This is a genomic window from Yinghuangia sp. ASG 101, assembly GCF_021165735.1.
GTDB lineage: Bacteria > Actinomycetota > Actinomycetes > Streptomycetales > Streptomycetaceae > Yinghuangia.
The window spans coordinates 2,398,937-2,411,894 of the sequence record NZ_CP088911.1; the positions used below are offsets into that span (position 1 = coordinate 2,398,937).

General features: G+C 71.2%; 10 protein-coding genes. 3 read left to right on the top strand and 7 right to left on the bottom strand.

What is annotated here, in order from left to right:
* Positions 1-69: 69 nt before the first annotated feature.
* From LO772_RS09895 to LO772_RS09905, 3 genes are all read right to left on the bottom strand, one after another.
* Positions 70-1,434 carry a M16 family metallopeptidase gene (locus tag LO772_RS09895; RefSeq protein WP_443089447.1) on the bottom strand — a complete coding sequence of 455 codons (1,365 nt, stop codon included), beginning with the start codon at positions 1,432-1,434 and terminating at the stop codon, positions 70-72.
* Positions 1,431-2,786 carry a M16 family metallopeptidase gene (locus tag LO772_RS09900; protein ID WP_231778024.1) on the bottom strand — a complete coding sequence of 452 codons (1,356 nt, stop codon included), beginning with the start codon at positions 2,784-2,786 and terminating at the stop codon, positions 1,431-1,433. The genes LO772_RS09895 and LO772_RS09900 overlap by 4 nt, the downstream gene beginning before the upstream one ends.
* A 212-nt stretch (positions 2,787-2,998) precedes the next feature.
* Positions 2,999-3,244, bottom strand: a complete 246-nt coding sequence (locus tag LO772_RS09905; protein ID WP_231778025.1) for a DUF2630 family protein — start codon at positions 3,242-3,244, stop codon at positions 2,999-3,001.
* Positions 3,245-3,420: 176 nt separating this feature from the next.
* Here LO772_RS09905 and LO772_RS09910 point away from each other — a divergent pair, with 176 nt between their 5' ends.
* Positions 3,421-5,880, top strand: a complete 2,460-nt coding sequence (locus LO772_RS09910; RefSeq protein WP_231778026.1) for a DNA gyrase/topoisomerase IV subunit A — start codon at positions 3,421-3,423, stop codon at positions 5,878-5,880.
* 347 nt (positions 5,881-6,227) lie between these two features.
* Here the strand turns inward: LO772_RS09910 and LO772_RS09915 are convergent, their stop codons facing one another.
* Entirely contained in the window at positions 6,228-6,689 is a 462-nt protein-coding gene (locus LO772_RS09915; protein ID WP_231778027.1) for an HD domain-containing protein, read from the bottom strand.
* A 193-nt stretch (positions 6,690-6,882) separates the two neighbouring features.
* On the opposite strand from LO772_RS09915, the gene LO772_RS09920 reads away from it, so the two are divergent.
* Positions 6,883-7,785, top strand: a complete 903-nt coding sequence (locus tag LO772_RS09920; RefSeq protein WP_231778028.1) for a sucrase ferredoxin — start codon at positions 6,883-6,885, stop codon at positions 7,783-7,785.
* A gap of 57 nt (positions 7,786-7,842) precedes the next feature.
* On the opposite strand, the gene LO772_RS09925 is transcribed toward LO772_RS09920, so the two are convergent.
* The 3 genes from LO772_RS09925 to LO772_RS09935 all read right to left on the bottom strand — a co-directional run bounded on the left by LO772_RS09925 (position 7,843) and on the right by LO772_RS09935 (position 12,233).
* Positions 7,843-9,465 (bottom strand): solute symporter family protein, encoded by a 1,623-nt coding sequence (locus tag LO772_RS09925; protein WP_443089384.1) that lies wholly within the window; start codon positions 9,463-9,465, stop codon positions 7,843-7,845.
* On the bottom strand, positions 9,462-9,869 hold the full coding sequence (locus LO772_RS09930; RefSeq protein WP_331717323.1) for a DUF485 domain-containing protein: 408 nt from the start codon (positions 9,867-9,869) through the stop codon (positions 9,462-9,464). Before LO772_RS09930 ends, LO772_RS09925 begins: the two co-directional genes overlap by 4 nt.
* 252 nt (positions 9,870-10,121) lie before the next feature.
* Complete coding sequence (locus tag LO772_RS09935) at positions 10,122-12,233, bottom strand: DNA gyrase/topoisomerase IV subunit B (protein ID WP_231778029.1); 2,112 nt, start codon at positions 12,231-12,233, stop codon at positions 10,122-10,124.
* A gap of 478 nt (positions 12,234-12,711) precedes the next feature.
* Here LO772_RS09935 and LO772_RS09940 point away from each other — a divergent pair, with 478 nt between their 5' ends.
* Positions 12,712-12,942: a DUF7455 domain-containing protein gene (locus tag LO772_RS09940; protein WP_231778030.1), complete on the top strand. Its 231-nt coding sequence runs from the start codon at positions 12,712-12,714 to the stop codon at positions 12,940-12,942.
* Positions 12,943-12,958: the final 16 nt, after the last annotated feature.

The following is a 12,958-nucleotide window of genomic DNA, read 5'->3' on the forward strand; positions in this document are numbered from 1 at the left end:
GGAACTACTTTGCCAAATCTCGACGCGCGGCGCGGGGGTCGTCCCGTTCCCGCGCCGCGGGAACGGTGTCTATTCGATCACGGTGACCGGCCCCAGGCCGAGCCCTTCGAGCGGCTCGCGGATCTGCGTGGCGTCGCCGACAAGCGCGATCACCAGGCGCGCGGGGTCGAACCCGGCGGACACCGCCTCGGAGGCCTCGGCGGTGGCGACGGCCCCGAGCCGGGCGTACAGGCCCGGCAGGTAGTCGTCGGGAAGCCGCTGCGCGACGATGTCCGCGAGCGAGTCGGCGACCGCGCGCGAGGTCTGGTATTTCAGCGGCGCGACGCCGACGAGGTTCTGCACCGCGGCGTCGCGCTCGTCGTCGGTCAGGCCCTCGGCCGCGAGCGTGGTGAGCACGGTCACCATGTCGGCGAGCGCGGGGCCGGTCACGTCGGTCTCGACCGACCCGGTCACGGCCAGCAGCGCCCCCGAGCGCAGCGACTGGTTGAGTGCCCGGACGCCGTACGTGTAGCCCTTCTCCTCGCGCAGCACGCGGTCCAGCCGCGACGTCAGCGTGCCGCCGAGGCAGTACGTGCCGATGCTCAGCGCCGGCCACACCGCGTCGTGGCGGTCCGGGCCCAGCCGCGCGGCCAGCAGCTGCGTCTGCACGCTCCCCGCCCGGTGGACGACGACCACCCGGGCGGCGTCGTCGGCGGCGGCCGGGACGATCTCGGTGGGGGGCGCGTCGCCGCCGGTCCACTGGCCGAGCGTGCGCTCCAGGATGCCGTCCAGGTCGACGCCGTCCAGGTCGCCCACCACGACGACGGTCGCCGTCGCGGGGCGTACGTGCGCCGCGAAGAAGTCGGCGACCGCGGCGCGGTCGACGCGGGCGACGGTCTCCGCGCTGCCCGCGCGCGGACGCGAGATCCGGGCCGCCGCGTCGAACAGCTCGGCGTACAGCGCGATCGCGGCGCGCCGGGCCGGGCTCGCCAGCTCGTGCACGATCTCGTCGAGCCGCTGCCGCACCAGCCGGTCGACCTCGTCGGCGGGGAACGCGGGCGCGCGGACCGCGTCGGCGAGCAGCCCGAGGGCGCGCTCCAGCCGGGACGCCGGCACGTCCAGCGCGACCTGCACGCCGGTGTGGTCGGCGCCGACGTCCATCGTGGCGCCGCAGCGCTCCAGCTCGGCGGCGAACGTCTCGGCGTCCATGGTGTCGGTGCCCTCGCTGAGGGCCCGCGCCATGATCGTGGCGACGCCGTCGATGCCGTCCGGCTCGGCGTCGAGGGGCGCGTCGAGCAGCAGCTCGACGGCGACGACGCGCTGCCCGGGGCGGTGCACGCGCAGCACGGACAAGCCGTTGTCGAGGCGGGTGCGGCCGGGTGTGGGGAACGTCCACGGCTTCTCGGGACCCGCGCCGGGGCGCGGGTGGAACACCATCGTGGTCTGCGGCATCAGGCGGCCTGCCCCTCGGCGTCGTTCGCGGTGCGGTTGTTGTCGCGGGTGTCGCGGGTGTCGTCGTCGGTGTCGTCCGCGTCCAGCTCGTACACCAGCACCGCGCGGTTCTGCGGCACGAGCCGCTCGGCGGCGACCGTGCGCACTTCCTCCGCGGTGATGGCCAGGACGCGGTCCAGCTCGGTGAACGCGAGCGAGGCGTCGCCGAACAACGTGGCATAGCGGGCCAGTTCGTCGGCGCGCCCGCCGACCGTCGCCATCCGGTCCAGCCAGCCGCGCTCGACCTGGGCCTGGGCGCGCTCCAGCTCGGCCGGGGTGGGCCCCTCGGCGGCGAACCGGGCCAGCTCCTCGTTGACGGCGGCGTCGACGTCCGCGATCTTCGCGTCGCCGGAGGCCTTGACGTCCAGCAGCGCCACGGAGGGCGCGCCGACCAGCCGCATGATGCCGAACCCGGCGTACACCGCCAGCTCGTCGTGGCGCACCAGCCGCGTGTTGAGCCGGCTGCTCTCGCCTTCGCCGAGCACGGTCAGCGCGAGGTCCGCCGCGTCCGCCTCGCGCGCGCCGTCGACCGGCAGCCGGTACGCGGCCATGAGCGACCGCGACGGCACGTCCTCGCGGACGGTCTCGCGCAGTTCGGTGCCGATGACCGGGGGCAGCGTGCCGTCGGCCGGGGCCGGCTTGCCGTCGTGCGCGGGAATCGTGCCGAAGTACTTCTCGATCCAGGCGAGGGTCTGCTCGGGGTCGATGTCGCCGACCACCGCGAGCACCGCGTTGTTGGGCGCGTAGTACGTCCGGAAGAACTCCTGGCAGTCCGCGAGCGTCGTCGCGTCCAGGTGCGCCATCGAGCCGATCGGCATGTGGTGGTACGGGTGCCCCATCGGGAACGCCATCGCGACCAGCCGCTCCCACGCGGTGCCGTAGGGCACGTTGTCGTAGCGCTGGCGCCGTTCGTTCTTCACCACGTCGCGCTGGTTGTCCAGGCTCTCCTGGGTCAGCGCCTCCAGCAGGCCGCCCATGCGGTCGGCCTCCAGCCACAGCGCCAGCTCCAACTGGTGCGCCGGCATGGTCTCGAAGTAGTTGGTGCGCTCGAAACTCGTGGTGCCGTTGAGCGACCCCCCGGCGGACTGCACGAACTCGAAGTGCTGGTTGCCGTGCACGTTGGCGGAGCCCTGGAACATCAGGTGCTCGAACAGGTGCGCCAGCCCGGTGCGTCCGGGCTTCTCATGGCGCGAACCGACGTCGTACCACAGGCATACGGCGGCGACCGGATCGACGTGGTCCTCCGACAGCACCACCCGCAATCCGTTGGCGAGCCGGTGCTCGGTCGCCGTGAACGTCTCGGCCAGACCAGCCATGCCCCATCAGTCCTCTCCGCCGACACCTCGCGGCCCACGACCACGGGAGGCCGCATCGGCGGCCCGCAGGCAACCTTACTGACCGAAGTGCCTGCTTCCGGGGCATCGCGGCAAGCGTTCGCGGCGGGCGAATCCGGGAACAAACACGGCACTTGCCCGTGTGTGCCGGCATCCGCGGCGGGCCCCCGGGACCGCGGGACGGCGGGGTCCCGCTACTGTTCGTAGCCCTCGACCTCGCGGGGCGGGCGCACCGCCGCGGTGTTCGGGTCCTCGCGGACGTCCCGGCGGGCCCGGCGCTGCCGCAGCAGGTCCCAGCACTGGTCGAGTTCGACCTCGATGGCGTGCAGCAGCTCCTGCTCCTCGTCCGCGGTGATCCTGCCCTGGGCCAGCTGATCGCGCAGCGCGTGCTCGGTTTCCACCATCGAGCGAATGCGGTCCAAGATCTGGGGGTCGTCCACGACCATTCCTCCGTACACCACGTGGGACCGGCGAACACTGGTGCCTTCCCGCCGCGGGCGGCCCCCATGCCCGCAAACCCGGACGTTCCCCGCACCGACCGGGTCGCTGCACCCGTATGTCGTACCGGGGGGACACAATGGCCCCGACCACCTCAAGCCAAGGAGACCGCCGCAGTATGGCCCGCCGCAGCACGAAGACGCCTGGCCAGGATCAGCCCGACAGCTTCGAGGAGCGCATCCTCGACATCGACGTCGTCGACGAGATGAAGGGCTCCTACCTGGAGTACGCGTACTCGGTCATCTACTCGCGCGCGCTGCCCGACGCACGCGACGGCCTCAAACCGGTCCACCGCCGCATCCTCTACCAGGCCAACGAGATGGGCGTGCGGCCCGACCGCGGCCACGTCAAGTGCGCCCGCGTGGTCGGCGAGGTGATGGGGCGCCTGCACCCGCACGGCGACGGCGCCATCTACGACGCGCTCGTGCGCCTCGCGCAGCCGTTCTCGATGCGGCTGCCGCTCATCGACGGGCACGGCAACTTCGGCTCGCTCGGCAACGACGACCCGCCCGCGGCGATGCGCTACACCGAGAGCCGGCTGTCGCCCGCCGCGATGCTCATGGTCGAGTCGATCGACGAGGACACCGTCGACTTCGCCCCCAACTACGACGGCCAGGAACGCGAACCCCAGGTCCTGCCCGCGTCGTTCCCCAACCTGCTGGTGAACGGCACGTCCGGCATCGCGGTCGGCATGGCCACCAACATGCCGCCGCACAACCTCACCGAAGTCGTCGCCGCGGCACGCGAGTTGATCCGCCGCCCGCACGCCTCGCTCGACGACCTCATGAAGCACATCCCCGGCCCCGACCTGCCGACCGGCGGCCGGATCGTCGGCCTGACGGGCGTGCGTGACGCGTACGCGTCGGGCCGGGGCACGTTCAAGATCCGCGCCACCGCGACGGTCGAGAACGTCACCCCCCGGCGCAAGGGCATCGTCGTCACCGAACTGCCCTACAACGTCGGCCCGGAGAAGGTGATCTCCAAGATCAAGGAGCTGGTCCAGGCCAAGAAGCTCCAGGGCATCGCCGACCTGAAGGACCTCACCGACCGGGCGCACGGCCTGCGCCTGGTCATCGAGATCAAGAACGGCTTCAACCCCGAGGCGATCCTCGAACAGCTGTACAAACTGACGCCGATGGAGGAGACCTTCGGCATCAACAACGTCGCGCTGGTCGACGGGCAGCCGCTCACCCTCGGCCTCAAGGAGCTTCTGGAGGTCTACCTCGACCACCGCTTCGAGGTCGTGCGCCGCCGCAGCGAGTTCCGCCGGGGCAAGCGCCAGGACCGCCTGCACCTGGTCGAGGGCCTGCTGGTCGCGCTCCTCGACATCGACCGCGTCATCGAGCTGATCCGCGCCAGCGACAACGCCGCCCAGGCCAAGGAACGCCTCATGGAGGCGTTCGAGCTGTCCGACATCCAGGCGAGCTACATCCTGGACACGCCGCTGCGCCGCCTGACCCGGTTCGACCGCATCGAGCTGGAGGCCGAGCGCGACAAGCTCCGCGCCGAGATCGACGAGCTGACCGAGATCCTCAACTCGGACCAGCGGCTGCGCAAGATCGTGTCCGAGGAGTTGGCCGCGGTCGCCAAGAAGTACGGCACGGCGCGCCGCACGGCGCTGCTCGAATCGGCGGGCGTCCCGGCCGCCGCGGTCCCCCTTGAGGTCACCGACGACCCCTGCCGCGTCCTGATGTCGTCGACCGGCCTACTCGCGCGCACGCCCGACGAGGCGGCGCTGCCCGCGCAGGGCGCCCGGCACAAGCACGACCTGGTGGTGTCCGCGGTCACCACGACGGTCCGTGCGGAGCTGGGCGTGGTCACCGACACCGGGCGCCTGCTGCGCGTCAACGTCGTCGACCTGCCGGTGCTGCCGCCGACCAACACCGCGCCGAACCTGTCGGGCGGCGCGCCGATCAGCGAGTTCGTCACGCTGGAGGCCGACGAGAAGGTCGTCTGCCTCACGACGCTTTCCGCCGACTCACCGGGTCTGGCGCTGGGCACCGTGCAGGGCGTCGTCAAACGCGTCACCCCCGATTACCCGTCCAACAAGGACGAGTTGGAGGTGATCGCGCTCAAGGACGGCGACCGCATCGTCGGCGCGGTCGAGCTGCGCACCGGCGAGGAAGACCTCGTCTTCATCACCGACGACGCGCAACTGCTGCGCTTCCCGGCCTCGTTGGTCAGGCCGCAGGGCCGCGCGGCGGGCGGTATGGCGGGCATCAAGCTGGGCACGGGCCGGTCGGTCGTGTCCTTCAACGCCGTCGACCCCGCGGCCGACGCCGTCGTCGTGACCGTCGCGGCGTTCAGCGGCGACGCGCTCTTCGGCGCCGAGCACGGGACGTGCAAGGTCACTCCGTTCGCGGAGTTCCCCCGCAAGGGGCGCGCGACCGGCGGCGTCCGCTGCCAGCGCTTCCTCAAGGGCGAGACCACCCTGGCCCTCGCCTGGGCGGGGCCGTCTCCGGCCCTCGCGTCCCACGCGAACGGCACTCCCGCGCCACTGCCCGACATCGACCGCCGCCGCGACGGCTCCGGCACGCCCCTGGCCAAGCCGGTGGGGGTGGTCGCGGGCCCGGTGTAGGTCCGGGCACGTACGGCCGCGCGGTGGTGCCGGGACGGACACCACCGCCGGCCTGCCCGGGCCGTCGGCGCCGGGCGGCTCCCCACCCGGAATCCGGCGGCGGGGCGGGGTGGCGCGTCAGTCAAGTTGCGGCCGTCCCTTGAGCCTGCGCACCGCCGTCAGGTGTGACGGTCCGCACTGAAGAGAGCACGAAACGGGGACAACCTTCCTCACTAGGAAGGGCGTTCCCGCGATGGGCTGCTCCCCGGCCCGGTGGCGGAGCGGCAGGACGGACGGCTGCGGGCCCGCCGCGTGGTCCGCACGGCCAAGATCGCCGGCGCCGCCGTTCGGCCGCGTGAACGGCGGCTTCAGCTCGCGGCGCCGTCGCTTTCGCGGCCGTCCAGAAGTGCCAGGGACCGGGCGTATTTCGCGCGGAGGCGCGTCCGCGTCGCCTCGTCGAGGAGGGCCAGTCGCTGCTCGGAGCAGTTGTCCGCGATGTCGGCACGCTTGACCACACGGGCGATCGGGTCGGCCGCGGCGCGTGCCATGCTCGTCGCCAGGGGCTCGCCCGGCCGTTTCGTCAGCGCGACGACCGCCGCGACGACCTCCTCCGGGCAACCCGCGCGCCGGAGATCGTCCTCGGTGACGCCCGTGTCCTCGATGACGTCGTGCAGCACGGCGGCCATCCGCGCCCGGGTGCCGTCGACCGCGCGCATGACGCGCAACGGATGGGCGATGTACGGGCGACCGCTCTTGTCGACCTGACCGTCGTGGGCACGTCGGGCGAGCGCCACCGCGTCCTCGAGTGTGAAAGCGGGCGTCGGCTGCATGGGCGCTCCCCGGCGTCGGTCCCCGTTCCTCGTCCCACCGTAGCCCGCCGGGATCGCCCCGGCGGGCGGCGAGCGGATCAGAACTCCGGGGCGCCCGGCGGCAATGCGCGTGCCACCGGTCGAACTGCCGTGTGGCCGCTCTCACGCCGCGCGACCGACCGTACCGAAGAGTTGATCATGTACGTTCGGATCCGTGACGACCTGCTCATTCCTGTCGGGTGCCCACGGCGAGCCGATGGCCGGTACGGCCCCGACCGCGCGCGGGTGGCTGCTCGTCGAGCACCCCGGGCCGTGGGCGGCCAAGGCCCTGACCGGCAGCCGCGGACTCGACCCGGCCGTCGGCGGCGAGATCGAACGCCGGGCCGCGGCGGCGGGGTTCCGGGCCACCCTGATCCGCACCCCCGGCCGCACCACGCCATCCGGCCGGTCACGCACCGTGTTCCTCGTGTGGACGGAACCGGGCGGGACGTGGACACGCCGCCTGGAGATCGCCGCCTTCGAGGACTTGTCGGCCCTCGACTTCGCCGCCGCGGCCGGACCGCGACCGCCCGCGCTCGGTGAGGCGTACGACGAGCCGCTGATCCTGGTGTGCACCAACGGCAAGCGCGACCGCTGCTGCGCGACCGCGGGACGGCCGCTCGCCGAGGCGCTCGGGACGCGGCTGCCGGGGACGACGTGGGAGGCGACACACCTGGGCGGGCACCGGTTCGCCCCGACCGCGGTGGTGCTGCCCGACGGCTACGTCTACGGGCGCCTCGACGCCGACACGGCCGTCTCCGCGGTGGACGCCGCCCGGGCCGGCGCGATGCTCCAGGCCCCGTGCCGCGGACGCTCCACCTGGTCGCGTCCCGCCCAGGCCGCCGAACTGGCGGTGCGCGAGGACATCCGCGAAGACGCCGCCGACGCGCTGCGCGTCGCCGCCCCGGAGCCGCACGGCGACACCGCGTGGACCGTCCGCGTCGACCATGTCGACGGGCGGACGTGGACGGTCGAGGTGACCGCGCGGCCCGAGACCCCGGCGCGGCCCGAGAGCTGCGGCAAGGACTTCGGGAATCCGCTCAGCATGCGGCCTCGGCTGGTCACGCCCGCGCACTGAGCGCGGCGCACGACGCCGTTCGTCCGGCACCCCCGTCCGCCCCGAACCCGGTTCCGTTCAGTGCGCCCCCGCACCGGTCAGCGCCCGGACCTCCATCTCCGCGTACTTCGCCGCGTCCGCGTCGTTCTTCGAGGTCAGCGTGCCGAGAATCCCCGCGAGGAAACCGATCGGGATCGACACGATCCCGGGGTTCTCCAGCGGGAACCAGTGGAAGTCCACGCCCGTGACCAGCGGATTCGTCCCTCCGGAGACGACCGGCGAGAAGACGACCAGCACGAGCGACGAGACGAGCCCTCCGTAGATCGCCCACACCGTTCCGCGCGTGTTGAACCGGCGCCAGAACAGCGTGAACAGGATCGTCGGGAGATTCGCGGACGCCGCCACCGCGAAGGCGAGCGCCACCAGGAACGCGACGTTGAGCCGCTGCGCGGTCAAACTCAGCCCGATCGCCACCGCGCCGATGAGGATCGCGGAAACGCGCGCGGCGGCCAGCTCCTTGCGCTCCTCGGCCCGGCCCTTGCGGATCACGGCCGCGTAGAGGTCGTGTGCGGCCGACGCCGACGACGCGAGCGTGAGCCCCGCCACGACGGCCAGGATCGTCGCGAAGGCCACCGCGGCGGTGACCGCCAGCAGCGTCACGCCGCCGATGGCGTCGCCGCCTCCTCCCAACTCCTCGGCGAGCAGCGGCAGCGCGGTGTTTCCGGCCTCGTTCGACTCGCGAATCCTGTCGGAGCCCAGCACCGCCGCCGCGCCGAAGCCCAGCACGAGCGTCATCAGGTAGAAGACCCCGATCAGCCCGATCGCCCACATCACCGAGCGGCGCGCGGCACGGGCGGTGGGCACGGTGTAGAAGCGCGTCAGGATGTGCGGGAGGCCCGCCGTGCCCAGCACGAGCGCGAGGGCGAGGCTGATGAAGTCGACGCGGCTGGTCAGCGACGTGCCGTACTGCAGCCCGGGTTCCAGGAACCGCCCGCCGTGGCCGCTGTTCTGCGCGGCGGTGTGCAGCAGGGCGTCGATGTCGCCGCCGAAGCGGATCAGCACCAGCACGGTCAGCGTGATCGCGCACGCCATGAGCAGGCCGGCCTTGACGATCTGGATCCAGGTGGTGGCCTTCATCCCGCCGAACGCCACATACACGATCATCAGACCGCCGACCGCGACGATGGTGAACGTCCGCACCGAGCCGTCCGCGTCGCCGAGCAGCAGCGCGACCAGCGAGCCCGCCCCGACCATCTGGGCCAGCAGGTAGAAGACCGACACCACGATCGACGACGCACCCGCGGCGGTCCGGACCGGGCGCCGGCTCATGCGGAACGCGAGGACGTCGGCCATCGTGTACCGGCCGCAGTTGCGCACGAGTTCCGCGACCAGCATGAGCACGACGAGCCACGCGACCAGGAAGCCGATCGAGTACAGGAACCCGTCGTAGCCGACCAGCGAGATCAGCCCGGCGATGCCCAGGAACGACGCGGCGGACATGTAGTCGCCGGAGATCGCCAGGCCGTTCTGCGCCGCGGAGAACTCCCTTCCGCCGGCGTAGAAGTCGTTGGCGGTACGGCTGTGCCGGCTCGCCCAGGCGGTGATCCCGAGGGTGACGGCGACGAAGCCCACGAACAGGCCGGCGGTGAGCAGGCGGTGGTCGCCCTCGACCGCGGCGGCCACGGCATTCGGCCCGGTCACCGCAAGCGCTCCTGCGTCTCCCAGCGCAGGGCGAGCGCCGCCCGGTCGCGTTTGCGGACCGCGTGGCGCGCGTACAGCCACGTGATCAGGAACGTCGACGCGAACTGGGCCAGCCCGAAGGCGAGCGCGACGTTGATCTCACCGACGACGGGCCGTGCCATGAGGTCGCGGGCCAGGGTCGACGCGAGCACGTACGCGAAGTACCAGACCAGGAACAGCACCGTCATCGGGAACACGAAGTCGCGGTAGCGGCGGCGGATCTCCTGGAACTCCGGGCTGGCCTGCACGCGGAGGTAGACGTCCCCGCGCGGCTCCTCCGGGTGCGCGGCGTCGGTCGGCGCGGCCGGGTCTCCTCGGCCCGGCGTCGGCCCGTACTCCAGGGCCTGGAACGAACTGGTGGTCACGGAACATCTCCTCATCCGACGGCCGACCCCCGCAGGTGGTGCGCATCGCGCCCGGGAAGCCATGGGGGGTGGATCGGACTTAAGCATGCAAACCATGCGGCACCTGCCGGGCCGGGTCACTCCCACTTCACACGATCGAATGAAATGCCCGGCCTGACGCGGCAGTTGCCGCCGCGAAACGCGACAGGGCCCGGAACCGTGGGGTTCCGGGCCCTGCCAAGACCGCCGCCGCGTGGGCGGATCGGCCGTCGCTCAGGTGTCGATCCGCGAACGATCCAGCAGCGCGGCCGAGTTGGTGATGAACTCCTTGCGCGGCGCGACCTCGTTGCCCATCAGCAGGTCGAACACCCGCTCCGCGGCTTCGAGATCGCCGAGATTGATGCGGCGGAGCGTGCGCCGCCTCGGGTCCATCGTGGTCTCCGCGAGCTGATCGGCGTCCATCTCGCCGAGGCCCTTGTAGCGCTGCACGGGCTCCTTGAAGCGCGTCCCCTTGCGCTGGAACTCCAACAGCGTCTGCTTCATCTCGTTGTCGGAGTAGGTGTAGTGGTACTTCTCCTGCCCGCGCTTGGGGTTGGCGATCTCGATGCGGTGCAGCGGCGGCACGGCGGCGAAGACCCGGCCCGCCTCGACCATCGGGCGCATGTAGCGCTGGAAGAGGGTCAGCAGCAGGCAGCGGATGTGCGAGCCGTCGACGTCGGCGTCCGCCATGAAGATGATCTTGCCGTAGCGCGCCTGGTCGATGTCGAACGTGCGGCCCGACCCCGCTCCTATGACCTGGATGATCGCGGCACACTCGGTGTTCTTGAGCATGTCCGTGACCGAGGCCTTCTGGACGTTGAGGATCTTGCCCCGGATCGGCAGCAGCGCCTGGTACTCCGAGTCACGGGCGAGCTTGGCCGTGCCGAGCGCCGAGTCGCCCTCGACGATGAACAGCTCGCTGCGGTCCACGTCGTCGCTGCGGCAGTCCGCCAGCTTGGCGGGCAGCGCCGACGTCTCCAGCGCGGTCTTGCGGCGCTGTGCGTCCTTGTGCTGGCGCGCGGCGATCCGGGTGCGGGCCGCCGAGACGACCTTCTCCAGCACGGCACGCGCCTGCGCCTTGTGGGTACGGGCGTTGGTGGTCAGGAACGCCTTCAGCTCGCGCGCGACGACGGCCGCCACGATCCGCGAGGCCGCGGACGTCCCCAGGACCTCCTTGGTCTGCCCCTCGAACTGCGGCTCGGCGAGCCGGACGGTGACCACGGCGGTCAGCCCTTCCAGCGCGTCGTCCTTGGCGATGTCGTCCTCGGACACCCGCAGCAGCTTCGCGCTCCGCAGCGCGTCGTTGACCGTCTTGCGCAGCGCCTGCTCGAAGCCGGCCACGTGCGTGCCGCCCTTGGGCGTGGCGATGATGTTGACGAACGAGCGGACGGAAGTGTCGTATCCGGTTCCCCACCGCAACGCGATGTCGACGCCGAGTTCCCGCCGCACCTCGGTCGGGACCATATGGCCCTGATCGTCGAGAACCGGCACGGTCTCCTTGAAGGTGCCGTCGCCGCTGATGCGGATAACGTCGCAAATCGGCCGGTCCGGGGCGAGGAATTCACAGAACTCGCTGATGCCGCCGGAGTAGTGGAAGGTCTGCTCGTCGACCGCCTCGGAATTTCGCTCATCGCGAACAACGAGGGTCAGTCCCGGAACGAGAAATGCAGTTTGGCGCGCCCGATTGTGCAGCAACTCGACATCGAGACGGGCTTCCTTGAGGAAGATCTGGCGGTCCGCCCAGTAGCGCACACGTGTGCCGCTCCGGGCGCGCGGGACCTTGCCGGTCTTGCGCAGACCGCCTCCGGCACTGAACGCGGCGTCCGGTCCGTCACCCGTGAACTGCCCCGGTGTCCCCCGCCGGAAGCTCACGCTGTGTGTCGATCCGGCGCGGTCCACCTCGACGTCGAGACGCGCCGAGAGCGCGTTCACCACCGAGGCGCCGACGCCGTGGAGGCCGCCGGACGCCGCGTACGAGCCGCCGCCGAACTTGCCGCCGGCGTGCAGCTTGGTCATCACGACCTCGACGCCGGACAGCCCCGTCTTGGGCTCGACATCGACCGGGATACCCCGCCCGGTGTCGCGCACCTCAACCGATCCGTCGTTGTGAAGGACCACGTCAATGCGGGTCCCGTAGCCGGCGAGCGCCTCGTCGACCGAGTTGTCGATGATCTCCCACAGGCAGTGCATGAGGCCGCGGCTGTCGGTGGAACCGATGTACATGCCGGGCCGCTTGCGCACCGCTTCGAGTCCTTCGAGGACAAGAAGGTGCCGTGCCGTGTAGTTCGATTGGTCGGGCTCGCCCGCCAGAAGCGCTGTGGACTGCGCAGTCGTCTGGGCGGTCACGCGGTGCAACTCCCCTGAGTCGTTGGGTGCGTCGGTGGAACGTGCTGTGGACGGCGGACACGCGGGTGCGGCCGGGGTTCAAGCCGGGCTTGCGAGTTCGGCTTTCGGGGCGATCATCCGCGCGACGCCGACGCAAGGCTACCGGGGCGCGGTGACCACCCGGCGGCGGCTCACCGCATCAGCGTACCCGAGACTCGAATCTTTGTTCGATGCCACGATCGGGTGATGGCATGAACCATCTCTCACCGGGGCACGTCCTTATGCACAGAGACACACCGACGGCAGGGTTCCGCGTCACCCGAGAGTCGCCGTCCGGGCGTACGAGACGGACATCACGGAAGGGTTCCGGCAAGAACTCAGGGAAAATGGGGTGTGCCCAACCGGGGTCGAACATGACACGATCAACCCCGGGAACGTTCGAGACTGGTTTGATGTTGTGAACATCGATGCAGTCCTCGTCGAGTAGAGAAGAGGCGACGTGAATTCGGTTCTGACTCCCGCCAGTCCGTTGACGGCCGCCGACCGTTGTGACCGGTGCGGCGCACAGGCATACCTCCGGGTGGTTCTGGCCAGCGGTGGAGAGCTGCTGTTCTGTGCCCACCACGCACGCAAGTTCGAGCCCGAGCTTCGCAAGGTCGCCGTCGAAATACAGGACGAGACCGACCGCCTGACGGCGACCCCGGCATCGGCGTCCGCAGAAGAGCGCTGATCAGACAACACCCTTC